Raw genomic sequence first — 25,813 nt, 5'->3', positions numbered from 1 at the left:
TTTTACCCTATTTGTTATATGTAGATTATTTAGTACTTATTTTAATCGATTTGAAGGCAGGTATTTAAGTCAATTTACTGAGGTGAAATCATTCATATATATAATTGTAAACCATATTATATACTACTATATTTGTTCCCAAAATATATAACAATGATTAACATTACTTTACCTGATGGTTCAGTTAAACAATATAAAGAAGGTACAACTCCTTTGGATGTGGCAATGTCAATTAGTGAAGGTTTAGCTAGGAATGTAATTTCGGCAAGTTTTAATTCTGAAATTATAGAAACGGTTACTCCTATTAATAATGATGGATCTCTTGTTCTATATACATGGAAAAATCCTGAAGGGAAAAAAGCATTTTGGCATTCAAGTGCGCACTTACTTGCTCAAGCTCTAGAAGAACTTTATCCTAGTGTAAAATTATCTATTGGTCCAGCCATAGAAAATGGATTTTATTATGACGTTGATTTTGGGGAACAAAGTATTTCTGAAAAAGACTTTAAAAAAATTGAAGATAAAATATTAGAGATTGCTCGTGGAAAACATGAATTCAAAATGCGTTCTGTATCTAAAGATAAAGCATTATCACTCTACAACAATCAAAACAATGAATATAAGGTAGAGCTCATTGAAAACTTAGAAGATGGCACTATCACTTTCTGCGATCATTCAACATTCACTGATTTATGTCGTGGAGGTCATATCCCAAATACAGGGATCATAAAAGCAGTTAAATTATTATCAGTTGCTGGTGCATATTGGCGCGGAGATGAAAACAACAAACAACTCACGAGAGTTTACGGCATTTCTTTTCCGAAACAGAAAGAACTTAAAGAATATTTAGAACTATTAGAAGAGGCAAAAAAACGTGATCACAGAAAACTTGGTAAAGAACTAGAACTCTTTACATTTTCTCAAAAAGTTGGACAAGGTTTACCTCTATGGCTTCCAAAAGGAGCTGCATTGAGAGAGCGTTTAGAAAATTTCCTAAAACAAGCCCAAAAAAAAGCTGGCTATGAAATGGTGGTGACTCCTCACATTGGTCAAAAAGAATTATATGTTACTTCTGGTCATTACGCAAAATATGGAGAAGATAGTTTTCAACCTATAAGCACACCAGCAGAAGGCGAAGAATTTCTATTAAAGCCAATGAATTGTCCGCATCATTGTGAGATTTATAATACCAGACCATTTTCATACAGAGAACTACCAAAACGATACGCAGAGTTTGGTACAGTTTATAGATATGAGCAGAGTGGTGAGTTACATGGTTTAACTCGAGTTAGAGGATTCACTCAGGATGATGCTCATATATTCTGTACACCAGAACAATTAGATTTTGAATTTAAAAATGTTATAGACCTTGTACTTTATGTATTTAGCTCGTTAGGTTTCGAAAATTTCACAGCTCAAGTATCTATTAGAGATCCAAAAAAGCCAGAGAAATATATAGGAGATACTAATCATTGGGAATTAGCAGAACAAGCCATAATTAATGCAGCTACAGACAAAGGGTTGGATTTTGTTATTGAAGAAGGTGAAGCTGCTTTTTATGGTCCGAAATTAGATTTCATGGTGAAAGATGCTTTAGGCAGACAATGGCAATTAGGAACTATCCAAGTAGATTACCAGTTACCTAAAAGATTTGAACTCACTTATAAAGGTAGTGATAATGAGCTTCATACACCTGTAATGATACACAGAGCTCCTTTCGGAAGTATGGAACGTTTTATAGCCATTCTATTAGAACATACTGGAGGAAATTTCCCATTATGGCTAATGCCAGAACAAGCTATTATTCTCTCTATTAGTGAGAAATATGAAAAATACACTGAAAAAGTTTTAAATTTGTTAGAAAATAACGAAATTCGCGCCCTTGTTGATAATAGGAATGAAACGGTAGGTAAAAAAATCCGTGAAGCAGAAATGCAAAAAATACCATTCATGATTATTGTCGGCGAGCAAGAAGAAAGTGATAGTAAAATTAGTGTCAGAAAACACGGAGGTGAAAATCTTGGCACTATTTCTGTAGAAGAATTTTCAGATATTATCACTAGTGAAGTAAATAGTAGTTTAAAAAAATTTAAATAAGTAAGTATAACTAAATTTTATAAGTCATAGCAATACGTAGAAACAGAAGAAATAACAACCGTCGTGTTGTTAAAGAGGATCAACACAAAATTAACTCCAAAATTAGAGCTGAAGAAGTGAGGCTTGTTGGAGATAATGTTGAGATAGGTGTTTACCCAACAAGAAAAGCATTAGCAATTGCGGATGAGCAAGGATTAGATCTTGTTGAAATATCACCAAACGCAAATCCTCCTGTTTGTAAAGTTATGGATTATAAAAAATTCCTTTACGAACAGAAAAAAAGAGAAAAAGCTCTAAAAGCTAAAGCCACAAAAGTGGTTGTAAAGGAAATAAGATTTGGTCCTAATACAGATGATCACGATTATGAATTTAAGAAAAAGCATGCAGAAAAATTCTTGAAGGATGGTGCAAAGCTCAAAGCTTTTGTGTTTTTTAAAGGACGTTCAATTGTCTTTAAAGAACAAGGACAAATTTTATTACTAAGGTTAGCTCAAGACTTAGAAGAATTTGGTAAAGTAGAGCAAATGCCTAAATTAGAAGGAAAGCGAATGATTATGTTCATTGCGCCTAAAAAAGCAAAATAAGTTGTTAGTTCAGCAAAAAGATAATAAGCGAAACGTAAATTAAACTAGGAGAAATGCCTAAAATGAAAACAAAATCAAGTGCTAAGAAACGTTTTAAACTAACTGGCACTGGTAAAATTAAAAGAAAGCACGCTTTTAAGAGTCATATACTGACAAAAAAATCTAAAAAGCGTAAGCTAGCTCTGACTCATGATACTTTAGTTCATAAGGCAGACGAAGACAATGTTAAAACAATGTTACGTTTAAAGTAATATTATTTTAACCGGTTAAAACAATTTATAAACCCTGGAGTTAGGCAAAAGTATTTAGCAAGTGTAGATTATCTGCCGCCTACTACAAAAAACAATTTAAATTATGCCAAGATCAGTAAATTCTGTAGCAAAAAGAGCCCGAAGAAAAAAGGTTCTTAAACAAGCAAAAGGTTATTGGGGAAGACGTAAAAACGTTTGGACAGTAGCTAAAAACGCGGTTGATAAAGCGATGCAATATTCGTATAGAGATCGCAGAAATAAGAAGAGAACTTTCAGAGCGTTATGGATTCAGCGTATTAATGCAGGAGCCAGACAACATGGAATGTCTTATTCAAAGTTTATGGGAAAATTAAAAGCTAATAATATTGAATTGAATCGTAAGGTTCTTGCAGATTTAGCCATGAATAACCCTGAAGCCTTTGAAGCCATAGTAAACAAAGTAAAATAGGCCTTAAGCCTTAATTAATAACAAAATTTCGCTTATAAACCCGATTCTTAACGAATCGGGTTTTTTATTTTCTTTATTTTTACATACAATCAATTTAACACAAAATCCAACAAATAATAATTATCTTACCAGTCCTATTAATAAATCCTTAACTATGCGTAAGTTAATTTTTCTAGCCCTCCTCCTACTTTCAATTAATTTATCTGCTCAAGACAAAGACAAAGCTTGGAATGTTAATAATCCTGAAGGCGATTGGGATTTCACTGAGCTCAAATTAAATACTGATGAAGGTACTTGGATGAATCTAGATGTGAGTCCTGATGGTTCAAAAATTGTGTTCGATCTATTAGGAGATATCTACATTATGAATTCCACAGGTGGAAAAGCTAAAGTATTAAGAGAAGGCTTAGCTTTTGAAATTCAGCCACGATTTAGCCCTGATGGTAAACAAATTTCTTTTACCAGCGATGCTGGAGGAGGAGACAATATTTGGGTAATGAACAGTGATGGTTCAGATGCCAAACAAATCACTAAAGAAAATTTTAGATTACTTAATAATGCCATTTGGACTCCTGACGGAAATTACCTAATCGCAAGAAAACACTTTACTTCTGGTCGCTCACTTGGCGCTGGTGAGTTATGGATGTATCATAAAACCGGTGGAACTGGGTTACAACTTACCAAACGAAAAAATGATCAACAAGATGTAAATGAACCATCTATTTCTGCTGATGGCGACTATTTATATTACAGTGAAGATATGTATCCTGGAGGTTTCTTTCAATATAATAAAGATCCTAATAAACAAATTTATGTCATTAATAGATATAATATGAAAACTGGTAAAACTATTCGTATTACTGGTGGTCCTGGTGGAGCAGCACGACCACAAATTTCTAATGATGGCAAGAAACTAGCCTTTATAAAGCGAGTTAGAACTAAATCCGTTCTGTATATTCACAATCTAGAAACTGGAGAAGAATGGCCTGTCTACGATAAATTGAATAAAGATCAGCAAGAAGCTTGGGCTATATTTGGTGTATATACCAATTTTAGCTGGATGCCTAATAATGAAGACATTGTGATATGGTCTGGAGGAAAAATAAACAAGATTAACATTAATTCACTTAGATCTGTAATTATTCCGTTTAAAGTAAATGCAACGATTAAAATTGCAAAAGCTTTAGAATTTGACACTCCTGTTGCACCTGAGAACTTCAACGCAAAAGTAATCAGACATGTAACCACATCACCTAATGAAAAAATGATTGCCTTCAATGCATTAGGTTATATCTGGACAAAACAATTACCTAACGGTACACCAAAACGTCTTACTAATGGAACAGATTTTGAGTTTGAACCAACCTTTTCTCCAGATGGTAACACTATAACTTATGTAACTTGGAACGATGAAAACTTAGGCGCTATTTATTCTTCAACCTCAATTGGTGGAACAGCTACCAAGTTAACCTCTGAAAAAGGTATTTACCGAACACCATCGTATTCTAATGATGGTAAATATATTGTCTATAAAAAAGAAAATGGCAATAATGATCAAGGAAGAACATTTACTAAAAATTCTGGTTTATACATTATGAATGCAAATGGTAGCGACTCAAAGTTTGTAACTGCAGAGGGTGATTTTCCTCAATTCAATTCAAAGGATAACAGAGTAATGTATCAAAAAGGTGGAAGCTATTTTGGAGCACTAACTAAAGAATTTAAAAGTGTAAATCTGCAAGGTGAGGATGAACGAATACATGTAAAGTCTAAACATGGCAACCGTTTATTACCTAGTCCTGATGGTAAATGGTTAGCGTTTCAACATCTTCATAAAGTATACTTAGCACCAATGCCACAAATGGGGAAAACCATTGATATCACTGATAAATCTGGTTATGTTCCAATAACACAAATATCTAAAGATGCTGGCATTAATCTACATTGGTCTAGAAATAGTAAAACTATCCATTGGTCTCTTGGTGATGACTATTTTTCTGCACCAGCTTCATTAGAAACAAAAGGTATTACAGAAAATGGAATAAAAATTAATTTGAATGTTAAAACAGATAAACCAGATGGTTCAATAGCTTTAAAAGGTGCTCGAATTATTACTATGAAAGGTGATACTGTAATAGAAAATGGAACTATCCTAGTTGAAAATAATCGTATAAAATCCATTGGTAATTCATCAGATATTACAATTCCTTCAAATACTAAAACTATTAATGTTTCAGGAAAAACTATTATGCCAGGCATGGTTGATGCTCATGCTCATATTGGAGCATTTCGTTATGGATTAACTACACAAAAGCATTGGCAATTCTATGCTAATTTGGCTTATGGTGTAACCACAGCGCATGATCCTTCTGCTCATACCGAAACCGTTTTTGCACTTTCCGAATTGCAAAAAACTGGACAACTAGTTGGACCTCGTCTCTATTCTACAGGTTTTATTTTATATGGTGCAGATGGAGATTTTAAAGCTGTAATTAATAATCTAGAAGATGCTAGAAGTTCTATAAGAAGAACTAAGGCTTTTGGTGCTTTATCTGTAAAGAGTTATAATCAACCAAGACGCGAACAGCGCCAACAAGTTATTAAAGCCGCAAGAGAAGAAGGTATTTTTGTGGTACCTGAAGGTGGTTCTACTTTTTATCACAATATAACTATGATTATGGATGGTCATACAGGTGTTGAGCATAATATTCCCGTTGCTCCTGTATATAAAGATGTCTTAGAGCTTTGGGGAACAAGTAACACTGGTTATACTCCTACACTTATAGTTAATTATGGTGGTTTAAATGGAGAATACTATTTCTATCAAAACACAAAGGTTTGGGAAAAGGAAAAGCTTTTAAAATACACACCAAGAGGTATTATCGATAGTCGTTCTCGACATAGAACTATGGTACCTCAAGACGAGTATGATAATGGCCATATTTTAGTCTCTAAAACGTGTAAAGCTTTAGCTGACAAAGGTGTTAAAGTAAATTTGGGAGCTCATGGTCAATTGCAAGGCCTTGGTGCACATTGGGAGCTTTGGATGCTTCAACAAGGCGGAATGACAAATTTAGAAGCCTTAAGAGCAGCAACATTAAATGGAGCAGACTATATTGGTGCTAGCAATGATATAGGTTCTTTAGAAGTTGGCAAGCTTGCAGATTTAATTATCATGGATAAAAATCCTTTAGAAGATATAAGACATACAGAAAGTATTACACATACAATGATTAACGGTAGATTGTATGATACTTCAACTATGAATGAAGTTGGAAATTCTCCTAAGGAGCGAACACAATTTTATTGGGAAAACAACAGGTATAACGAGGCATTTCCTTGGCATGAAGAAAGCCAAAGTTTTACAAGATCTGGATGTGGTTGCCACCTAGGACAGCATTAAAAACAAAAACCGATTCAAACAGAATCGGTTTTTTATTCCTTAATTTCATCTAGTGCAGCTTTAAACTCTGACCAATCAATATAACCATCACCATCAATATCGTAACCGTCAATTAATCGTGATGCAACAATACCTCTAATAAATCCACTTATTTCGGCTTCTTTTAAAAGTCTAGAAAGCTCTTTTTTCTCTAGCTTACCATCACCATTTTCATCAAAAAATGCAAAAGCATCTTCAGGTTTTTCAAAATGGTTTGTTATTAAGATTTTTATTTTATCTAATATTTTAGCTTTTTTTGACATCTATTTTTAGTTTATTCAATAAAGTTACAAATTATTCAACTACCAAACATTGTTAACACTATGCTTCTAGAACCTGCATTATTTCTATGTTCGCACAAATAAATACCTTGCCAAGTACCTAGATTTAATTTACCATTTGTAATTGGAATAGTCACTGAATTCCCTAACAATGCAGACTTAATGTGAGCTGGCATATCATCTAAACCTTCATAAGTATGCTTAAAATAAGGCGCGTTTTCAGGTACTAAAATATTAAAATGACTTTCAAAATCATCTCTAACTGTTGGATCGGCATTTTCATTTAAAGTTAAACTTGCTGATGTATGCTTAATAAATACTTGAAGACAGCCAATTGAAATCTCAATCATTTCAGGCAATACATCAATAACTTCGGCAGTGATTATATAAAATCCTCTAGGACAGGGTTTTAAAGCAATTTCTTTTTGAAAAAATTTCATCAAGTTTTCTGCTTTTTCTTTTTAGCAGCAGGGAATAAAACATTATTTAAAATAAGTCTATAGCCTGGAGATGTTGGGTATAAATCTAATTCTGTTTTAGGATCTCCAACTCTGTGTGTATAATCTTCTGGATCATGACCACCATAAAACGTAAAGAATCCTTTGCCTTTTATACCATGAATATACTTAGCCTCTCCATTGGTTTTATTTTCTCCCATAACCAATACATTAGATTTAATTTCATCTCTAGTAAAAGAAGTGGTTTGTCCCATAAAACCTTTCACTAAAGCCGTATGGTTTTGGGTTAACATGGTTGGCACTGGATCCCACTTTGCTGAGAATTCCATTAATGAAAAATAATCTGTCATTTTTGGAATACGACGTTTAGACGTCATATCTATAGATGAAAACTCATAAACATTTGGACTACGCTCTAATAAGTAATCTTTAAAAGCAAAAGTTTTACTAAAATCTATTTTGTTTTGATAACCAGGATCGCTTCCATCACCATCAAACATAGGTTCACAAATATCAACATGTTCGGCTGATAATGCAATATCAAAACTGTCTGTCGCTGAACACATGGCAAACATAAAACCTCCACCTACAACATAATCTCTAATCTTTAAAGCCACATCGCGTTTGGCTTCAGACACTTTATTATAACCTAGTCTTGTGGCTAATTCTTCAGCCTCTCTTTTTTCTTTAATATACCATGCAGCTGATCTGTAAGCTCTATAAAATTTACCATATTGCCCAGTAAAGTCTTCATGATGCAAATGCAACCAATCGTATAATAAAAGCTCATCATTTAGAACTTCTTCATCATAAATGGTTTCATAAGGAATCTCAGCATAGGTAAGTACCATAGTTACTGCATCATCCCATGGTTGTTTTCCGTAAGGTGTGTATACAGCTATTTTAGGTGCTTTTTCTAAAACTATAGCTTCCATATTTTTTGAAGGACTGCTAATCTCTTCAAGAATTTGATTGGCTTTAGCATCAGAAATAACTTCAAAAGAGACACCTCTTATTTGGCATTCTCGCTGGATAATTTCTGCATCTGGCAATAAAAAAGAACCACCTCTGTAATTAAGTAACCATTTTACTTTTAACTCACGCTCTAAAGTCCAATACGTTACACCATAAGCTTTTAAATGATTATCCTGAGTATCAGCATCCATAGGAATTAAAATATAGGATGCGTAACTTGGTATAGCTGCTAGAAACAGGAGTAAAATAAGTAAGTTCTGTTTTAATCTCATTTGGGAATGATTCATTTTAAAGTGAAATATAGGAAAAAAAACACTCTCGTAAGTTGGATTTATTATTCTTTTAAGACTTTTATAAAGCTTCTTCGAGTAACTGCTCATAATAAGGTTGACATTCTTTAAGTAATGGTTTTAAATGATTTGGAAACGGTTCAGTCTTTGGTTTATATGGTATAAATCCTGTGGAATTATGGATATTACTATACCAATGTTTAGCCCAAATTCCATCCTCTGATCGTGCACCTTTGTCCCAATGAAGCATAGTTTTATAAAACGGAATGTCAACAGCATCACATAACTTCTTCAACACTTCTTCTGGATTCAACAATACACGCTTAGAGTCTAAAATAACATATTCTATAGTATTGTTTTTAAAATAGTTAAGTAAATTAACATGAAGTTTATATCCAACATCATCAATATGCGGATTTGAGATAACTTTATCAAAAGATGGCAACATTTCTTTTGGATTTCTCGTTAGAATAATATTAATCGTTTTGGTCATGAATTTACGATCAAGATCTAACAGATGATGAATCATTTGCTTATAAAAATAAATAGGTTTTTCACTATGGTGTAGTAGCATTTTCATGACCTTATTTCCATCATGCTCTATGGTATTTAGGATAGCTTCTGCTTCAGGATGATACTGCTTAGCTTTTGGATGCTTAGATAAATAATGAGCATATAATGGCTCGTCAAATACTTTAGTGTCTTTACGCTGCGCAAAAGAATACATCAAAGTAGTAGATATATTTCGTGGACCTGACCACAGACAAATATGCTTAGGCATATTACTTCTGTTTTTCAATTTCAGAGTGAATGAGTTGTTCATATAAAGCGCTTAAATGACGTGTAATTTCTCCATAGTTACCTTTTCCAATAACACGTCCGTCAATTTTAGTAACAGGAGTTAAACCTCCAAAAGTCCCTGTTACGAAAGCTTCATCTGCACCATATACATCGTATAATGAAAAATTCTTTTGATGACATACAATGTTATTCTGTTTGCATACTTCGATAACTTTAGCTCTAGTGATGCCATTCATACAATACTGGCCTGTAGACGTCCATACTTCATTATCTCTAATCATAAAAAAATTAGTCGCATTACAGGTTGACACAAAGCCGTTAACATCTAACATTAAGGCTTCGTCTGCACCAGCTTCTATGGCCTGAACTAATGCTTGTACTTCGTGTAACTTACTGTGGCAATTAAGCTTTGGGTCTAAATAATCTGGAGAACCACGACGGATTGTACTCGTAAATAAGGTAATACCCTTTTCTTTGCTTTCTTTAGAAGCTTTTTTGTGCTCAGGTATAATAACCACATTTGGGCCAGAAATGGTTAATCTAGGATCTTGAGAAGGTGTTTTCTTTATACCACGCGTTACCATAATGCGAACATGGACATCTGTAGTCATATTATTAGCTTCTAAAACTTTATGCACAGAAATTTCCAACTCAGATTTTGAAAATGGTAATTGCATACCAATAGTAGCAGCAGCTTGCCACAATCTATTAAAATGATCGTCAAGAAAAACTAAAATACCATCATGAAGTCGGAGTGCTTCCCATACACCATCACCTACCAGATATCCACTATCAAAAACTGAGATTTTAGCGTCTTCTCTATTGAATAGTTTTCCGTTTATAGAAATTTTTATTGTTGCATTTCTTGAGTCGTTTAATGCATTATGTGTGCCGTGAACCATAATATAATTTTAAGCTGAAAGATACTTAAAAAACATTTTGACTTTGAAGTAAATTGTAGAGTTTAAAAAATGAATCTAGCTAAATAAATAAATTCGCCTTCAGACTTCGAGAGCACTTCGACAGGCTCAGTGTGACTCCTAAGTCTCCAACTGAATGACAAAACTAATAATTAAATATTATCAGAGTTTAGTTTCACTTCCAGAAAGAAGACTGGCTATAATTTTAGTATTAGGAAATTGCTCTAAAATAATTTTAATGAATACTGTAATAGGAATTGCCATAATTAAGCCAGGAATTCCCCATAAAAATCCCCAGAACATCAACATTACTAGGACTGCGATAACATTTATTGAAAATGATTTACCCATAAAAATCGGTTCAAGGATTGCTCCAAAAACTACTTGTACTCCAGTAATTGATGTAATAAAAAACAATAGAGTACTTGTTGTGTCTAACTCAACAAAAGCAAAAATTGAAAGCAAAATTACAGAAATAAAAGAACCAACCATTTGCACAAAATTTATGACGAAGGCAAAAAGTCCCCAAAATATAGGAAAGCTTACATCAAAGAAATAACACATTAATCCTGTAAAAATTCCTGTGCATAAGCTAACCAAAAACTTCACTTTAATAAATTTTATTAAGTCCTTCTCTATTTTCATAAAGGCTTTAATAGAGGTATGTTTTCGTCTTAACAATGTACTATTTAAAAGCTTTTGGACATTTATAGATTCCGCTAACCATAACACCACAAAAAATGCAGTCATTAATAACATGGTTAAAAATTTTCTAAGAAAACCTAGCGTAGAACCTATATTTTCTTTTTGAAAAAACTGAGTTACTATGTTTTTATCGTCTTCAAATTCTGCTCCAAAATTTTCAGATAAATACCCTTTTAAATCCGTAAGTTTTTCATCAGCTTTAGTCAAAAACTCTGACTTAGTAGCAAGAATCTCTTTACTGGATAATTGCACTAACTCTATCCCAATCTTAACACCAGCAGTAACTAGGAGTAAAACAAAAATAATACTCAAGAACTTTGGTATTTTTCGTCTAGCTAAAAACCGCATTAAAGGCAAAAACAACAAGGCAATAAACATAGAAAATATCAGCGGAATAAAAATAAAGGACAATATCTTTAATAAGTAAAATACTAATGGAATAACAATGACTAATAACAGTATATTAGTAGTGCGTCTTTGGTCTAGCATGAGGCAATTTTCTTTTAATAGCGAAAAGTAAAGATAAGGCAATTAAGACATTGAGAATCTTAAAAAAAGATTAAAACGGTACACCATCATCATCAGGTGTATCAAATGCGTCATCTGCTGTTGGAAATAAATCTGGTTTAAAAGTGTCGTCGTTTGCAGCAGCATTCATTTTAGAGTGGAATTCACCAAAAGGTGTATCAAAATCATCTAAGTTATCGAACTTACCTAAATGACCAATAAACTTTAATCTGATATTATCCAATCCACCATTTCTGTGCTTTGCTACAATAAATTCTGCTTGTCCTTCTGTTGGTGAACGCTCTTCATCATCCCATTCTTCAATTTTATAGTATTCTGGTCTGTAAATAAACGATACAATGTCTGCATCTTGCTCAATAGCTCCAGACTCACGTAAATCTGAAAGCAAAGGACGTTTACTTCCTCCACGAGTTTCTACAGCACGAGATAATTGAGATAATGCAATTACTGGGACTTCTAATTCCTTTGCTAATGCCTTTAAGTTACGAGAAATGGTAGAAATTTCTTGCTCTCTATTTCCGCCTTTCTGGCTTCCACCAGCAGTCATTAATTGCAAATAGTCAATAACTATCAATTTAATACCATATTGCGATGCTAAACGACGTGCTTTAGCTCTTAAATCAAAAATAGATAACGAAGGTGTATCATCTATAAATAAAGGTGCTTTTTCTAATGTTTTCACCTTAACATTAAGTTGTTCCCATTCGTGTTTTTCTAATCTACCTGTTCTTAATTTCTCTGAGGATAAACCCGTTTCACTAGAAATTAAACGTGTGATTAATTGTACAGAAGACATTTCTAATGAAAAGAAGGCAACAGGTATATTCTTTTCAACAGCCATATTCCTAGCCATAGTCAAGGTTAATGCAGTTTTACCCATACCAGGACGTGCAGCTACAATAACTAAATCACTTGGCTGCCAACCAGAAGTGAGCTTATCTACTTTATCAAATCCTGAAGGTATACCACTTAAACCTTCCTTATTTGATATCTCTTCAATTTTCTTCTTGGCTTGGATAACTAAACTTTGAGCAGTCTCTGTAGATTTTTTAACATTACCTTGAGTAACTTCATATAGCTTAGCTTCTGCATTATCTAATAGATCGAAAACATCTTTAGTTTCATCATAGGCTTCTTCGATAATTTCGTTAGAAATTTTAATTAGACTACGTTGAATATACTTTTGTAATATAATACGTGCATGAAACTCAATATGAGCAGATGAGGAGACGCGTTGCGTTAAGGAAATTAAGTAAAAATCACCTCCAACAACATCTAATTTTTCATCTTTCTTTAATTGACTAGAAACAGTTAATAAGTCGACTGGCTCACTGTTTTCAAATAATTTGAAAATAGCTTCAAAGATGTGTTGATGTGCTTCTTTATAAAAAGCTTCGGCACTAAGGATATCAATAACCTCATCAACACCTTTTTTATCAATCATCATAGCTCCAAGCACAACTTCTTCTAAATCAAGAGCTTGTGGAGGTATTTTACCTTTCTCTAGATTAATAATAGTGCTTTTATCGACTTTGTAGCCTTGAACTGGATTGGGTTGTTTCATAACTGCTAAAGTAGCTAATAACTATCGATAAACTGCTTGAGACTAATTTATGAATCTCAACAGTTCATCAACAATTGAACTGTTAATAAGTGAGAAATATTGTTAATAGTGATAAAAAAACTGAAGTAAAACACTTCAGTACTTTTAAAAGCTATGTTGTTAGAGGGTTAGCTTTTATAAACTCCCATCTCATCGTATTTTTCCATACGTTGTTTCACCAATTCTTTTGGTGATAAGTTCTTTAGAAGATCATAATTTTTTAAGATTGCATCTTTAACAGCTAAAAATGTTTTTTCTCTATCTGTATGCGCGCCACCTAATGGTTCTTTGATGATTTCGTCTACAAGCTTCATACGTTTCATGTCCTTAGCTGTAAGTTTTAGTGCTTCTGCTGCTTGCTCTTTATATTCCCAACTTCTCCATAAAATAGATGAACACGATTCTGGTGATATAACAGAATACCAGGTATTTTCTAGCATTAAAACTTTATCGCCAACACCAATACCTAGGGCTCCTCCTGAAGCTCCTTCACCAATAATAATGGTTATGATGGGAACTTTAAGACGTGTCATTTCTAATATATTTCTAGCTATAGCTTCGCCTTGTCCGCGTTCTTCAGCCTCTAGTCCAGGATAAGCACCAGGAGTATCTATAAGTGTAACAACAGGAATACCAAACTTTTCAGCAGATTTCATTAAACGCAAAGCTTTACGATAACCTTCTGGATTAGACATTCCGAAATTTCTATATTGTCTAGTTTTTGTATTAAACCCTTTTTGCTGACCAATAAACATATATGTTTGGTCTCCTATTTTACCCAAACCACCAATCATGGCTTTATCGTCCTTTACATTACGATCACCATGTAATTCTAAAAACGAATCACCACAAAGTGCTTTAATGTGATCTAAAGTATAAGGTCTATTAGGATGTCTAGACAGCTGTACTCTTTGCCAAGCTGAAAGGTTTTTGTAAATATCCTTTTTGGTTTCTGCTAGTTTTTTTTCAATTTGTTTACAGGTTTCAGTTACATCAACTTCACTCTCCTCACCTATAACTTGGCATTTTTCTAGTTGTTCTTCTAGTTCTTTAATTGGAAGTTCAAATTCTAAATATTCCATAGAAACTGAATTTTAGTTTTAGTTAGCATGCAAATTTACATTTTTTGATTCAATATGAGAATCCTTAAATCAACTTTAGTATAAATCTTGGTATTATGTATTTAATTTCTTCTTCTTTCTATTTTTTAAAACACTATCTAAAATTACTGTGCATAAAATTAAGATAGCACCATAATAAAAATTTGGCGACATGGTTTCTGTTTCAGGATATAAAAAGAGCGCTATAGCAATTCCGTAAATGGGCTCTAAATTATAACTTAATATTACTGTGTAAGGGCTTATCTGTTTCATTACATGTATTGCACCAATAAAAGCATATGCTGTACAAACTGAACCAAGTATTAATAATAAAAGCCAATCTTTACTAGATAACTGAAAGAACTCCCTTGAAAATTCATTCTTAAAAACTAAAAAAATACTAATAAAAAAAACACCACTTATAAATTCATAAAATGAAATTATAGTGGCATTATGCTTTACAATAAATTTTCCATTAATAACAGCAAATAAAGTTGAAAACAATGCTGATGATATACCTAATAAAATACCATTGATATACCTTATCTCGCTTTGTGTTATTAAAAAAACACCAATAATAACTACAATACCAAAAAGTATCTCAAAACCTAAAATTCTTCTTCTAAAAATTAAAGGCTCAATAAACGATGCAAAAAAAGCACCTGTTGAAAACATAGCCAAGGCTATAGATACATTGGCTTGGTTAATAGATTCAAAAAAAGTAATCCAGTGTAATGCTATGATAATACCTGCTCCAAAAAATTGAAACATGGTTTTTTTATCTACTTTAATTTTAAGCCTAATAATCTTAATGTAACAAAACATTAAAAGCATAGCAATGAGCATTCTATACCAAACCAATGGAACAGAATCTATAGATATTTCTTTTCCTAGAATAGCCGTAAAGCCTGCTATAAAAACCAATACGTGAAGGTGAAGGTAATTCTTAAGTTTAGCGTTTGGCATTGTATAGTATGTATATGGCTAAAATACCAAAAATGATATTTGGAAACCAAACGGCAACTAGAGGTGAAAAACTAGATTGTTCTGCCATTACTCCAAATATCTTATCAAAGAACACGTAGACTAAGGCAATAGAAATTCCGAATAATAGATTTACTCCCATTCCGCCTCGTCGTTTTACTGAAGATACTGATAGACCAATAATAGTTAAAATAAACACAGAAACAGGAAGGCTCCATTTTCTGTATTTTACAACTTCATATCGTCCAATCTGAGAGGACCCTTTTTTCTTTTCTCGTTCAATGAATCTTACTAAATCAGAATAGGTTTTAGTTTCAGCTGCGTAGGATACAGGTGTAAACTCTTCGATGTTAAATTTAAAATCAAAATTCATACGTCGTTGAATAAAAATGCTATCATCTTCTTGTCCAACAACACGCTTCACATAACGTGTTAACTTGTAAGTAGAGTCTTTTTCATCATATTTAATTTGATCTGCAAAAATTTTATATTTTAATTCATTACCTTCAAAATGCTCTAAAGTGAAGTTTCTTCCTGATTTATCACTAGGATTAAAACTACTAACATAAATAATATCATTATCATTAATTTGACTGTAAACATGCTTTGTATCCTGAACTCCAGCTCTACCTTTTAGATATTTATATTTAAACTCATTAAAACCTGTATTTGCTTTTGGTGCTAGATATAAGCCTAATAAAAGTGCAATAGCTGCAACAATAGAAGCTCCAATAAGATAGGGTCTTAAAAATCGTGTAAAGGATACTCCAGAACTTAAAAAAGCGATAACCTCAGTATTATTGGCAAGTTTAGAGGTAAACCAAATCACAGATAAGAACAAAAATATAGGAAATAGTAAGTTGGCAAATACTATCGTAAAGTTTAAATAGTATTCCATAACTTCCCAAAATGGAACTTCTTTTTCAAGAATTTTACCAATCTTCTCTGCTAGGTTTACAGTTATCATTATTGGAATAAACAATAATAACATAGAGAAGAATGTAAACAAGTAACGTCTTAATATGTACCAATCTAATATCTTCACTATTATAAACGCTTATTCATTTGATTAACCATTTGTGCTTTCCATGTCGCAAAATCTCCTGCAATAATATGCTTTCTAGCTTCTCTAACTAACCATAAATAAAATCCTAGGTTATGAATGGTAGCTATTTGTTTTCCGAGCAATTCATTAACGCTGAATAAATGCTTTAAGTATGCTTTAGTATATTCTGTATCTACAAACGTAATTGCCATTTCATCTATCGGAGAGAAATCGTCTTCCCATTTTTTATTTTTAATGTTTATTGTTCCATGAGCAGTAAATAGCATCCCATTTCTTGCATTACGTGTTGGCATTACACAATCAAACATATCAACACCTAAGGCAATATTTTCTAATATGTTTATTGGTGTTCCAACTCCCATTAAATAACGAGGTTTATCCTCAGGCAATATATCACAAACAACTTCAGTCATTGCATACATTTCTTCAGCAGGTTCACCAACAGATAATCCACCTATAGCATTTCCTTCAGCTCCAGCGTTAGCTATATATTCTGCTGATTGTTCTCGTAAATCTTTATAAGTACTGCCTTGGACAATAGGAAAAAATGTTTGACTGTAATCGTACTTAAACGGTAATTTCTCTAAATGATTTACACAGCGATCTAACCAGCGATGCGTCATATGCATAGAACGCTTTGCGTAATTATAATCACATGGATATGGTGTGCATTCATCAAAAGCCATAATAATATCAGCTCCTATAGTTCGCTGAATTTCCATAACATTTTCTGGAGTAAAAGTATGATAACTTCCATCGATATGACTTTTAAACTTAACGCCTTCTTCTTTAATTTTTCTATTAGCAGATAAAGAGTATACTTGATAACCTCCAGAATCTGTTAAAATATTTCTATCCCAATTCATAAACTTATGTAAACCTCCAGCTGCTTCTAAAATTGGTGTTTGTGGTCTTAAGTAAAGGTGATAGGTGTTTCCTAAAATAATATCTGGATTAATATCATTTTTAAGCTCACGCTGATGCACACCTTTAACAGAAGCTACAGTTCCTACAGGCATAAAAATAGGAGTCTCAATAGTTCCATGATCTGTTTTTAATATACCTGCTCTTGCTTTACTTTGTGGATCTTTAGCTTTTAAATCGAAAGTCATGTTATAGATTATCTGCGTTGCCAAAGATAATCAACTCAATGTCAAATTATCCTAATGACTTCTAAAAATATGTAGCTGTTAAAATTCTTAATTCATAAGAAATTGGTCTAAATCAAAAATTGTTAGCAAGTAGAGGTATTTCGTTAATAAGTGGCTTTTTTTAGACTTTGCAAAGGGGTTTTTAAAACCTATTTTTGATGCTTTAAATTTAAAGTCATAATCCTAATGCCAGATATTAAACAACTAGAAGATTTAACAACTCAAGTACGACGAGATATACTTAGAATGGTTCATAAAGTAAACTCTGGTCATCCAGGTGGATCTCTTGGCTGTGCTGAATTTTTTGTAGCGCTTTATCAAGACGTTATGCAACGTAATGATGGTTTTAATATGGATGGCAAAGGTGAAGATCTTTTCTTTTTATCTAATGGTCATATTTCACCTGTATACTACAGTGTATTAGCTAGATCTGGTTATTTTCCAGTTGATGAATTAAATACATTTAGATTAATAAATTCTAGATTACAAGGACATCCTACTACACATGAAGGACTACCAGGAGTGAGAATTGCCTCTGGCTCTCTTGGTCAAGGTATGTCTGTTGCAATTGGTGCTGCTGAGACTAAAAAATTAAATAACGATAAACATATTGTTTACAGCTTGCATGGTGATGGTGAGTTACAAGAAGGTCAGAATTGGGAAGCCATAATGTATGCGTCTGGTAATAAGGTAGATAATCTTATTTCTACTATAGATCTTAACGGTCAGCAAATTGATGGCTCTACAGATGATGTATTGCCAATGGGTAACTTAAAAGCTAAGTTTGAAGCTTTTGGATGGACTGTTGTAGAGGTTGAAGAAGGCAATTCTATAGAAGCGATAATAAAAGGGTTGGAAGACGCCAAATCTAAATCTGGACAAGGAAAACCTGTTTGTGTTTTGTTAAAAACTGTAATGGGTAATGGTGTAGATTTTATGATGCACACTCATGCTTGGCATGGCAAGGCACCAAATGATGATCAATTAGCAATTGGTCTTGGGCAAAATTCAGAAACTTTAGGCGATTATTAAAAGGCATCCAAATACTTCATTTTAGAGATGATCTTAAAACAATATTGAAAATGATAGAATACAAAAACACAGGAAATAAAGATACACGATCAGGCTTTGGAGCAGGATTAACTGAACTAGGACAGACTAACGATAATGTAGTTGCTTTATGTGCAGATCTAACTGGCTCATTAAAAATGGATGATTTTAAAGCCAACCATCCGGATCGTTTTTTCCAAGTTGGGATTGCTGAAGCCAATATGATTGGTATGGCAGCAGGAATGACCATAGGTGGTAAAATTCCTTTTACTGGAACATTTGCAAATTTCTCAACCGGAAGAGTTTATGATCAGATAAGACAGAGCGTTGCCTATTCTCATAAGAATGTAAAAATTTGTGCTTCTCATGCAGGAGTAACTCTAGGCGAAGATGGTGCTACACATCAAATCCTAGAAGATATTGGCTTAATGAAGATGCTTCCTGGCATGACTGTAATTAATACATGCGACTATAACCAAACTAAAGCTGCTACGCTTGCTATAGCTAAACATCATGGTCCTGTTTATTTAAGGTTTGGTAGACCTAAAGTAGCAAACTTTACACCAGAGAATCAAACTTTCGAAATAGGTAAAGCAGTATATTTACAAATCGGTAATGATGTAACAATTGTGGCTACAGGACATTTAGTTTGGGAAGCATTAGAAGCTGCAAAAACTCTTAATGAAAAAGGGATAAGTGCTGAAGTGATAAATATACACACCATAAAACCTTTGGATGTAGATGCCATAATTAATTCTGTTAAAAAAACAGGTTGTGTAGTAACCTGCGAAGAACATAATTATCTTGGAGGTCTCGGAGAAAGTGTCTCTAGAGTATTAGCGTTACACCACCCAACACCTCAAGAATTTGTAGCTACCAAAGATACTTTTGGAGAATCTGGTACTCCGGCTCAATTAATGGATAAATATGGTCTTAATGCTAAAGCTATAGTTGAAGCATCATTAACAGTACTAAAGCGCAAATAAAAGATTAGCTTATTAAGAATAATTTTCTTTTGGCAACGTTTTTGATTATAACTATCAAATCTTAAAACGAATATTATGAGAAAATTAGCTTTATCAGTTTTTATACTGACATTATTCTGTTCATCTACCTATGCACAATCAGGCAGTGGTTTTGGAATTAAAGGTGGTTTAAACTACAACGCAAATGGCAATTACTTTGCCTCAATAGGTGATACAGCCGAGAATCCTGATAGAAATATAGGTTATCATTTTGGTGTATTTGGCAAACTTGGCAACAAGGTATTCTTTAGACCAGAACTGGTTTATACAGCTACAAAGAGTGATTATAACAGCTCAGATTTTAGTATGAAAAAACTAGACTTACCACTCTTAGTAGGTATTAAAGTTCTTGGACCTATTAATATATTTGGTGGTCCATCACTTCAGTATATCTTAGATTCTGAATTTGGAAATATTAATGTAAGTGATATTGACAATGACTTTAGTGTTGGTTTAAACTTTGGTATTGGACTTAATATAGATAAATTTGGAATTGATTTACGATACGAGAGAGGATTTAGTGATAATGAAGCTAATTTCCTTAATAATAATGGGATTGATATAAGTCGATTAGATACCAGACCAGATCAACTAATTCTCAGTTTATCTTTAAAAATATAATATAAGAAAGCCGCTAAAATTTAGCGGCTTTTTAATTAGTCTTCTGTTTCAAAAGAATCCGTTTCTTCAGGATCTAAATATCTAGGGATTCCGTTTTCACCAATATCATTGGTAGGATCTCCATCTCCGTTTTCGTCTTCATTGATTGTTAAAACACCATCACCATCATCATCATTATCTATATAATTAGGTACACTATTTTCATCTGTATCATCTGTAAATAGGTTAAGATCTAAATCTAAATCTTCTAAATAAGAAGGAATACCATCGTTATCATGATCATTTTCTTCAAATTGTAATAACTCAAATTTAAAGACTAGGTTAGCATAAGCTGGTACTCCAAAAGGTGGTGTTGCAAAATAAGATAAACCTGAAGGTAAAAACATAACGCCTAAACCATAATTGGTATAAATAACTTCTCCTCCAATAATTTCAAAAGATTCTGCAGTATTATACTGTGGCATAACACGATTCCAACCTTGTATAACGTTGGTCATATCAAATTCAACTGGTGTAACAGCACTATCGAAAATAGTACCATCTTCTAAGTTACCAGAATAACGTACTCTAATATCGTCAGAGAATTTAGGACTTTCTCCTCCTCCATTTTGACCTAGTCTCAATATGTAATATTTATAATCTACGTCTAAGAAAGTGGTAGCAATTTCTTCAACATCCTCTATTAACAAATTATTATTATCAGGATCTGGTAAAGGTAAATAGTTATCATCGTCATCTTTTGGTAATTCCATGATGTCAATATCTTCTATGGTAAAACCACCAGAACCATCAAAGGTCGTAGCATTATAATAATGTGTATTTAAGTACTCAACTAGTGCAGCATCATCGATAACTTGCTGTTCTGTTCTATCATTAGCAACAGGTGTAGTAGACCCTCCATCATCTGGACGACAAGAGGCAATCAGTAAAGATAGTGTTAAAACCAAAACACCCAAACTTCTAATTTTCATAAATTCTTTTTTTAATGACTTAGAGGACTAAATCAAATTGTTCAATCTTGCTTAATTTTAAGTTCGCAAGATACAATATAATACTATTTTTGTACAACAACATTAACGTTGTTTTTAATGAATTTGTATGAGGATTGATAAGTTTTTATGGTGTGTTCGTTATTTCAAAACAAGAAATATGGCAACAACTGCTTGCAAAAAAGGACAAATTAAAGTCAATGAACAAATTTCTAAGCCTGGAAAAGAAGTGTATCCTATGGATAAAATAAGTGTTCGTAAAAATCAAATCAACTACCAACTTACTATCTTAGATATTCCTCCAAATAGAGTTGGCGCTAAGCTAGTTGATATTTATAGAACAGATACAACTCCAAAATCTGAATTTGATGCTCAGCAGCTTCTTAAATATTCTAAGGATTACTACAGAAAGAAAGGTACAGGACGACCAACAAAAAAAGATCGTAGAGATATTGATGATTTTTATGAGGATTCTGAGTAATCCAAATTGCTTTATTATCTTTGGAAAAACAATTGTTGATGTCAGATAAACAAATCATATTAACACATTCAGAAATAGAGCATAAAATTAGACGTATTGCTTACCAAATCTATGAAAGCAACGTTAAAAATACTGAAGTTATACTCGCTGGAATTGATGAAAATGGTTACATCTTAGCTAAAAAGATTAAAACTGTATTATCTAAAATTTCTGATCTCAATGTTGTTCTTTGTAAGGTGTCAATTGATAAAAAAAAGCCTCTAAATCCAATCAGCACCTCATTAAAACCTGAAGATTATAAAAATAAATCTATTGTTCTTGTAGACGATGTTCTTAACTCTGGTAGTACATTAATTTATGGTGTAAAACATTTTTTAGATGTGCCATTAAAACAATTTAAAACAGCTGTTCTTGTTAATAGAAATCATAAAAAATATCCTGTAAAAGCTGACTTTAAAGGAATTTCATTATCCACAACATTAAAAGAACATATAGAAGTTAGTTTAGTTACAAATGCTTACGAAGCTGCTTTAATATAGTTGTAATATTATTTTTTCAACGACCTCTTTTGCAGAATTATGATCAGTATGTATTTTAATATTAGACTGTTCATAATAAAGTGAGCGTTCAAATAAATGCTTTCTTATAAAATCTTTTAAATCCTCCCTAGTCTCTATATGTGCAACTAATGGTCTTTTATATTTTTCATTACCTAAACGATTAACTATTTCATCTAAACCAACTTTTAGGTAAATTGTTAAAATACTTTTATCATTTAATAACAAAGCTATATTATCTGCGTAGCAAGGTGTGCCTCCACCTAAACTAAGAACTATATTATTTTGTTCTCCGTTTATAATTTCGTTAAGGTATTCAGACTCTTTTTTTCTAAAATAAATTTCACCTTTTTTATTAAATATATCAGAAATAGAAAGTAGTTCTTGTTCTTCAATATAGCTGTCTAAGTCTATAAAACTAAAGCCTAACTTAGAGGCCAATTGTCTACCAATTGTAGACTTACCAGAAGCCATGTATCCTATTAAAACTACAATCATATTAGGTTTGTTTTTTGATTATTAAGCACCTAAAATATCACATCACAAAAAAACAAAAATTTATTAGATAATTGCATTGTATTATTAATTAAACATTTTATATTTGCACCCTCATTTAAGGAAAATGACGACCTGGTAGCTCAGTTGGTAGAGCATCTCCCTTTTAAGGAGAGGGTCCTGGGTTCGAGCCCCAGCCAGGTCACCAGAAAAGTTAAGCAAATGCTTAACTTTTCTTATTTTTGATGACTTCATTATATGCGCACGTGGCGGAATTGGTAGACGCGCCAGCTTGAGGGGTTGGTGGACATTAGTCCGTGGAAGTTCGAGTCTTCTCGTGCGCACTTTCTTACGTATTTAACAAATTCTGTTAAATTATTCACATTTTATTGCTTTATATTTACCCAAAAGATGCTTATCTAAGTATAAATACCTATTTTTGTTTAAAGTTTTTTATAAATAAATGAACAACGTAAAGAACAAATTTAGCATTAAGGATCTCGAAAACCTTACTGGTATTAAAGCTCATACAATTCGTATTTGGGAAAAACGTTATAATCTACTTCAACCTAAAAGAACAGATACCAACATAAGATATTACGATTTAGAGAATTTTCAGAAATTATTAAATGTTAGTTACCTAAATAATAATGGTTATAAAATTTCTAAAATAGCAGAAGTAGAAGAAAAAAAAATCCCTGAGTTAGTAAGAAATATTGCAAACCAAACCAACTTAAAAAGTCATGCAATAAACTCTTTCAAGTTGTCTATGCTAAACTTTGATCAAGTTCTCTTCTATAATACCTACAATGGTCTCATTAGAGAGAAAACGTTCAGAAACATTTTTTACGACGTATTTGTTCCGCTAATGACAGAGATTGGTTTATTGTGGCAAACCGATACCATTACACCAGCTCACGAGCATTTTTTAACGACTTTGATACGTCAAAAAATTCTGATTAATACAGAAAACATACAAATAAATAAATCTACTACAGATAAAACGTTTGTGCTTTATTTACCAGATAATGAAGTTCATGAACTTGGATTAATGTTTATTAATTATGAAATAGTTGCTCATGGGCACCATTCTATACTGCTTGGGCAGAGTGTTCCGATGGATAGCTTAGTTGATGTGTTAGGCTATTATGATAATATTACCTTTTTATCTTACTTTACAGTTAAGCCTGAAAAAGACGAAATACCTAAATATTTAGAAGATGTCAAGAAAAAGTTACTCGACGGTAATAACACAGAGTTTTGGATGTTAGGTAGAATGGTTCAGACTATTGATACAACAAATCTTCCTAAAGGTTTCAGAGCTTTCAATTCTATCATGGATTTAGTTAAAGAATTATAAAAGTTTTAAACTTCTTCCTATTCTGTTTAACTTTTAATTATATTTGTTAAACATGAAAAAATCAGTATCAATAATTGGATCAGGATTCTCATCACTAGCAGCATCTTGTTATCTAGCAAAAGATGGCTTTGACGTTACCATTTTTGAAAAAAATAGTACCATAGGCGGAAGAGCAAGACAACTCAAGAAAGAAGGTTTTACATTTGATATAGGTCCTACTTGGTATTGGATGCCAGATGTATTTGATCGTTTCTTTGCTGACTTTGATACTTCACCTTCAGACTTTTATAAGCTAGAAAAACTCAATCCTGCTTACAGTGTTTATTTTGGTAAAGAGGACTACATCACTATTGAAGATACTTTAGAGAAAATTTGTATAGCTTTTGAAAACGAAGAACCAGGCAGTTCTATTAAACTTAAAAAATTTATTGCGACTGCAAAGTCTAATTACGATATAGCTATAAAAGATTTAGTATATAATCCAGGAGAATCACCTTTAGAATTAGTTACTTTAAAAACTGCGACGAAATTAAATCAATTTTTTAGTAATATAAAAAGGGATGTTCGTAAGTCTTTTAAGAACAAACGCCTTTCTCAAATACTAGAATTTCCTGTATTGTTTTTAGGTGCTAAACCAAGTAACACACCTTCGTTCTATAGTTTTATGAATTATGCCGATTTTGGTATTGGCACATTTCATCCTAAAGGAGGAATGTATCAGGTTATATTGGCTATGGAAAAATTAGCTAAATCCTTGGGTGTAACTATTAAAACAAATGCCTCAGTAGAAAAAATTTTAGTACATAATGGTACAGCTTCTAAAATACTATCTAATGGTAAGATTTTTGAATCAGACATCATTCTCAGTGGTGCAGATTATCATCATTCTGAGACATTATTAGATGAAGAGTACAGACAATATTCAGAATCTTATTGGGAGAAAAAAACATTTGCGCCTTCATCTTTATTATTCTATGTTGGTTTTGATAAAAAATTAATAAATGTAAATCATCATACTTTATTCTTTGATGTAGATTTCGATGTTCATGCAGAAGCTATTTACGACAATCCTAAATGGCCAGATGAACCCTTATTTTATGCAAGTTTCCCTAGTATAACAGATGATAACGCTGCTCCCACAGGAAAAGAAGCTGGTATATTTTTAATTCCATTAGCTCCAGGGCTTGAGGACACAAAAGAGCTTAGAGAACATTATTTTAATATCATTATTAAACGTTTTGAAAGGCTTACCTCACAAAAAGTTGAAAAAAACATTATATTTAAGGAGAGTTTTTGTGTAAATGATTTTATCAAGGATTATAACTCTTACAAAGGAAATGCTTACGGCATGGCTAATACGCTTCTCCAAACCGCATTTTTAAGACCTAAACTCAAAAGTAAAAAAGTGAAGAATTTATTCTTCACAGGACAATTAACCGTTCCAGGACCTGGAGTACCACCTTCTCTAATTTCTGGGAAACTGGTAGCAGAACTAATAAATAAACAATTCTCTCGGAAAACAACGAGTTTAAAAGCATCAATTTTATAATT

Annotated in this window: 25 protein-coding genes and 2 tRNA genes; 14 read left to right on the top strand and 13 right to left on the bottom strand. The window is 32.6% G+C overall.

The features are described from left to right. The first annotated feature begins 153 nt into the window (after positions 1 to 153). The 5 genes from thrS to RM697_RS12505 all read left to right on the top strand — a co-directional run bounded on the left by thrS (position 154) and on the right by RM697_RS12505 (position 6,783). Entirely contained in the window at positions 154 to 2,097 is a 1,944-nt protein-coding gene (thrS, locus tag RM697_RS12525; RefSeq protein WP_311428242.1) for a threonine--tRNA ligase, read from the top strand. A gap of 32 nt (positions 2,098 to 2,129) precedes the next feature. Further along, a complete protein-coding gene (gene infC, locus RM697_RS12520; protein WP_311428244.1) occupies positions 2,130 to 2,681 on the top strand; it encodes a translation initiation factor IF-3 in 552 nt (183 codons plus the stop codon). Between the two features lie 53 nt (positions 2,682 to 2,734). Beyond that, positions 2,735 to 2,932, top strand: coding sequence for a 50S ribosomal protein L35 (gene rpmI, locus RM697_RS12515; RefSeq protein ID WP_139698285.1), 198 nt, complete (start codon positions 2,735 to 2,737; stop codon positions 2,930 to 2,932). A 103-nt stretch (positions 2,933 to 3,035) separates the two neighbouring features. After that, positions 3,036 to 3,380 (top strand): 50S ribosomal protein L20, encoded by a 345-nt coding sequence (rplT, locus tag RM697_RS12510; protein WP_311428241.1) that lies wholly within the window; start codon positions 3,036 to 3,038, stop codon positions 3,378 to 3,380. A 154-nt stretch (positions 3,381 to 3,534) separates the two neighbouring features. Further along, a complete protein-coding gene (locus tag RM697_RS12505) occupies positions 3,535 to 6,783 on the top strand; it encodes an amidohydrolase family protein (RefSeq protein ID WP_311428240.1) in 3,249 nt (1,082 codons plus the stop codon). 32 nt (positions 6,784 to 6,815) lie between these two features. On the opposite strand, the gene RM697_RS12500 is transcribed toward RM697_RS12505, so the two are convergent. The 11 genes from RM697_RS12500 to tgt form a co-directional block, all read right to left on the bottom strand. After that, a complete protein-coding gene (locus tag RM697_RS12500; RefSeq protein ID WP_311428239.1) occupies positions 6,816 to 7,085 on the bottom strand; it encodes an EF-hand domain-containing protein in 270 nt (89 codons plus the stop codon). Positions 7,086 to 7,120: 35 nt separating this feature from the next. Continuing rightward, entirely contained in the window at positions 7,121 to 7,543 is a 423-nt protein-coding gene (locus RM697_RS12495) for a secondary thiamine-phosphate synthase enzyme YjbQ (protein WP_311428238.1), read from the bottom strand. After that, complete coding sequence (locus RM697_RS12490) at positions 7,543 to 8,727, bottom strand: asparagine synthetase B (RefSeq protein ID WP_432277887.1); 1,185 nt, start codon at positions 8,725 to 8,727, stop codon at positions 7,543 to 7,545. The genes RM697_RS12495 and RM697_RS12490 overlap by 1 nt, the downstream gene beginning before the upstream one ends. Before the next feature lie 160 nt (positions 8,728 to 8,887). Next, positions 8,888 to 9,607, bottom strand: coding sequence for a sulfotransferase-like domain-containing protein (locus RM697_RS12485; protein WP_311428236.1), 720 nt, complete (start codon positions 9,605 to 9,607; stop codon positions 8,888 to 8,890). Between the two features lies 1 nt (position 9,608). Beyond that, a complete protein-coding gene (locus tag RM697_RS12480) occupies positions 9,609 to 10,529 on the bottom strand; it encodes an aminotransferase class IV (protein WP_311428235.1) in 921 nt (306 codons plus the stop codon). Positions 10,530 to 10,709: 180 nt separating this feature from the next. Continuing rightward, positions 10,710 to 11,741 (bottom strand): AI-2E family transporter, encoded by a 1,032-nt coding sequence (locus RM697_RS12475; protein ID WP_311428234.1) that lies wholly within the window; start codon positions 11,739 to 11,741, stop codon positions 10,710 to 10,712. Between the two features lie 70 nt (positions 11,742 to 11,811). Continuing rightward, a complete protein-coding gene (gene dnaB, locus RM697_RS12470; protein WP_311428233.1) occupies positions 11,812 to 13,344 on the bottom strand; it encodes a replicative DNA helicase in 1,533 nt (510 codons plus the stop codon). Positions 13,345 to 13,511: 167 nt separating this feature from the next. Further along, on the bottom strand, positions 13,512 to 14,465 hold the full coding sequence (locus RM697_RS12465) for an acetyl-CoA carboxylase carboxyltransferase subunit alpha (RefSeq protein WP_311428232.1): 954 nt from the start codon (positions 14,463 to 14,465) through the stop codon (positions 13,512 to 13,514). A 93-nt stretch (positions 14,466 to 14,558) separates the two neighbouring features. Continuing rightward, positions 14,559 to 15,449 carry a DMT family transporter gene (locus RM697_RS12460; protein ID WP_311428231.1) on the bottom strand — a complete coding sequence of 297 codons (891 nt, stop codon included), beginning with the start codon at positions 15,447 to 15,449 and terminating at the stop codon, positions 14,559 to 14,561. Continuing rightward, complete coding sequence (locus RM697_RS12455; protein ID WP_432277886.1) at positions 15,436 to 16,458, bottom strand: LptF/LptG family permease; 1,023 nt, start codon at positions 16,456 to 16,458, stop codon at positions 15,436 to 15,438. The genes RM697_RS12460 and RM697_RS12455 overlap by 14 nt, the downstream gene beginning before the upstream one ends. A 56-nt stretch (positions 16,459 to 16,514) precedes the next feature. Then, the gene (gene tgt, locus RM697_RS12450; RefSeq protein WP_311428229.1) at positions 16,515 to 17,645 is read right to left on the bottom strand and encodes a tRNA guanosine(34) transglycosylase Tgt; all 1,131 of its coding nucleotides are present in this window, start codon (positions 17,643 to 17,645) and stop codon (positions 16,515 to 16,517) included. Between the two features lie 225 nt (positions 17,646 to 17,870). On the opposite strand from tgt, the gene RM697_RS12445 reads away from it, so the two are divergent. The 3 genes from RM697_RS12445 to RM697_RS12435 all read left to right on the top strand — a co-directional run bounded on the left by RM697_RS12445 (position 17,871) and on the right by RM697_RS12435 (position 20,380). Next, complete coding sequence (locus tag RM697_RS12445; protein WP_311428228.1) at positions 17,871 to 18,716, top strand: transketolase; 846 nt, start codon at positions 17,871 to 17,873, stop codon at positions 18,714 to 18,716. 50 nt (positions 18,717 to 18,766) lie between these two features. Beyond that, entirely contained in the window at positions 18,767 to 19,720 is a 954-nt protein-coding gene (locus RM697_RS12440; RefSeq protein WP_311428227.1) for a transketolase family protein, read from the top strand. 75 nt (positions 19,721 to 19,795) lie between these two features. After that, positions 19,796 to 20,380, top strand: a complete 585-nt coding sequence (locus tag RM697_RS12435) for an outer membrane beta-barrel protein (protein ID WP_311428226.1) — start codon at positions 19,796 to 19,798, stop codon at positions 20,378 to 20,380. 35 nt (positions 20,381 to 20,415) lie between these two features. On the opposite strand, the gene RM697_RS12430 is transcribed toward RM697_RS12435, so the two are convergent. Further along, complete coding sequence (locus RM697_RS12430; protein WP_311428225.1) at positions 20,416 to 21,351, bottom strand: FKBP-type peptidyl-prolyl cis-trans isomerase; 936 nt, start codon at positions 21,349 to 21,351, stop codon at positions 20,416 to 20,418. Positions 21,352 to 21,478: 127 nt separating this feature from the next. Between RM697_RS12430 and RM697_RS12425 the strand changes: the two genes are divergently transcribed. Both RM697_RS12425 and RM697_RS12420 read left to right on the top strand, forming a co-directional pair. After that, positions 21,479 to 21,850 (top strand): RNA-binding S4 domain-containing protein, encoded by a 372-nt coding sequence (locus tag RM697_RS12425; protein ID WP_311428224.1) that lies wholly within the window; start codon positions 21,479 to 21,481, stop codon positions 21,848 to 21,850. A 38-nt stretch (positions 21,851 to 21,888) separates the two neighbouring features. Beyond that, complete coding sequence (locus tag RM697_RS12420) at positions 21,889 to 22,389, top strand: phosphoribosyltransferase family protein (RefSeq protein ID WP_311428223.1); 501 nt, start codon at positions 21,889 to 21,891, stop codon at positions 22,387 to 22,389. Here RM697_RS12420 and RM697_RS12415 read toward each other — a convergent pair. Continuing rightward, complete coding sequence (locus RM697_RS12415) at positions 22,381 to 22,905, bottom strand: shikimate kinase (RefSeq protein WP_311428222.1); 525 nt, start codon at positions 22,903 to 22,905, stop codon at positions 22,381 to 22,383. The genes RM697_RS12420 and RM697_RS12415 overlap by 9 nt on opposite strands. Positions 22,906 to 23,034: 129 nt before the next feature. Here RM697_RS12415 and RM697_RS12410 point away from each other — a divergent pair. The 4 genes from RM697_RS12410 to RM697_RS12395 all read left to right on the top strand — a co-directional run bounded on the left by RM697_RS12410 (position 23,035) and on the right by RM697_RS12395 (position 25,811). Next, a tRNA-Lys gene (locus tag RM697_RS12410) sits at positions 23,035 to 23,110 on the top strand. A 52-nt stretch (positions 23,111 to 23,162) separates the two neighbouring features. Beyond that, positions 23,163 to 23,246 (top strand) — tRNA-Leu (locus RM697_RS12405). A 119-nt stretch (positions 23,247 to 23,365) separates the two neighbouring features. After that, positions 23,366 to 24,262: a MerR family transcriptional regulator gene (locus RM697_RS12400; RefSeq protein WP_311428221.1), complete on the top strand. Its 897-nt coding sequence runs from the start codon at positions 23,366 to 23,368 to the stop codon at positions 24,260 to 24,262. Positions 24,263 to 24,314: 52 nt separating this feature from the next. After that, on the top strand, positions 24,315 to 25,811 hold the full coding sequence (locus RM697_RS12395; RefSeq protein WP_311428220.1) for a phytoene desaturase family protein: 1,497 nt from the start codon (positions 24,315 to 24,317) through the stop codon (positions 25,809 to 25,811). The last annotated feature ends 2 nt before the right edge of the window (positions 25,812 to 25,813 follow it).

It is taken from the genome of Microcosmobacter mediterraneus (genome assembly GCF_031846265.1).
Taxonomy (GTDB): domain Bacteria; phylum Bacteroidota; class Bacteroidia; order Flavobacteriales; family Flavobacteriaceae; genus Microcosmobacter; species Microcosmobacter mediterraneus.
The sequence above is the reverse complement of the archived record's forward strand: the minus strand, read 5'-3'. Positions and strand labels throughout refer to the sequence as shown.

Bases quoted from the DNA above. Each gene is read 5' to 3' on its own strand.
- thrS (WP_311428242.1), top strand. From the start codon at position 154: ATGATTAACATTACTTTACCTGATGGTTCAGTTAAACAATATAAAGAA.
- rpmI (WP_139698285.1), top strand. From the start codon at position 2,735: ATGCCTAAAATGAAAACAAAATCAAGTGCTAAGAAACGTTTTAAACTA.
- rplT (WP_311428241.1), top strand. From the start codon at position 3,036: ATGCCAAGATCAGTAAATTCTGTAGCAAAAAGAGCCCGAAGAAAAAAG.
- RM697_RS12505 (WP_311428240.1), top strand. From the start codon at position 3,535: ATGCGTAAGTTAATTTTTCTAGCCCTCCTCCTACTTTCAATTAATTTA.
- RM697_RS12500 (WP_311428239.1), bottom strand. From the start codon at position 7,085: ATGTCAAAAAAAGCTAAAATATTAGATAAAATAAAAATCTTAATAACA.
- RM697_RS12495 (WP_311428238.1), bottom strand. From the start codon at position 7,543: ATGAAATTTTTTCAAAAAGAAATTGCTTTAAAACCCTGTCCTAGAGGA.
- RM697_RS12490 (WP_432277887.1), bottom strand. From the start codon at position 8,727: ATGGATGCTGATACTCAGGATAATCATTTAAAAGCTTATGGTGTAACG.
- RM697_RS12485 (WP_311428236.1), bottom strand. From the start codon at position 9,607: ATGCCTAAGCATATTTGTCTGTGGTCAGGTCCACGAAATATATCTACT.
- RM697_RS12480 (WP_311428235.1), bottom strand. From the start codon at position 10,529: ATGGTTCACGGCACACATAATGCATTAAACGACTCAAGAAATGCAACA.
- RM697_RS12475 (WP_311428234.1), bottom strand. From the start codon at position 11,741: ATGCTAGACCAAAGACGCACTACTAATATACTGTTATTAGTCATTGTT.
- dnaB (WP_311428233.1), bottom strand. From the start codon at position 13,344: ATGAAACAACCCAATCCAGTTCAAGGCTACAAAGTCGATAAAAGCACT.
- RM697_RS12465 (WP_311428232.1), bottom strand. From the start codon at position 14,465: ATGGAATATTTAGAATTTGAACTTCCAATTAAAGAACTAGAAGAACAA.
- RM697_RS12460 (WP_311428231.1), bottom strand. From the start codon at position 15,449: ATGCCAAACGCTAAACTTAAGAATTACCTTCACCTTCACGTATTGGTT.
- RM697_RS12455 (WP_432277886.1), bottom strand. From the start codon at position 16,458: ATGTTATTATTGTTTATTCCAATAATGATAACTGTAAACCTAGCAGAG.
- tgt (WP_311428229.1), bottom strand. From the start codon at position 17,645: ATGACTTTCGATTTAAAAGCTAAAGATCCACAAAGTAAAGCAAGAGCA.
- RM697_RS12445 (WP_311428228.1), top strand. From the start codon at position 17,871: ATGCCAGATATTAAACAACTAGAAGATTTAACAACTCAAGTACGACGA.
- RM697_RS12440 (WP_311428227.1), top strand. From the start codon at position 18,767: ATGATAGAATACAAAAACACAGGAAATAAAGATACACGATCAGGCTTT.
- RM697_RS12435 (WP_311428226.1), top strand. From the start codon at position 19,796: ATGAGAAAATTAGCTTTATCAGTTTTTATACTGACATTATTCTGTTCA.
- RM697_RS12430 (WP_311428225.1), bottom strand. From the start codon at position 21,351: ATGAAAATTAGAAGTTTGGGTGTTTTGGTTTTAACACTATCTTTACTG.
- RM697_RS12425 (WP_311428224.1), top strand. From the start codon at position 21,479: ATGAGGATTGATAAGTTTTTATGGTGTGTTCGTTATTTCAAAACAAGA.
- RM697_RS12420 (WP_311428223.1), top strand. From the start codon at position 21,889: ATGTCAGATAAACAAATCATATTAACACATTCAGAAATAGAGCATAAA.
- RM697_RS12415 (WP_311428222.1), bottom strand. From the start codon at position 22,905: ATGATTGTAGTTTTAATAGGATACATGGCTTCTGGTAAGTCTACAATT.
- RM697_RS12400 (WP_311428221.1), top strand. From the start codon at position 23,366: ATGAACAACGTAAAGAACAAATTTAGCATTAAGGATCTCGAAAACCTT.
- RM697_RS12395 (WP_311428220.1), top strand. From the start codon at position 24,315: ATGAAAAAATCAGTATCAATAATTGGATCAGGATTCTCATCACTAGCA.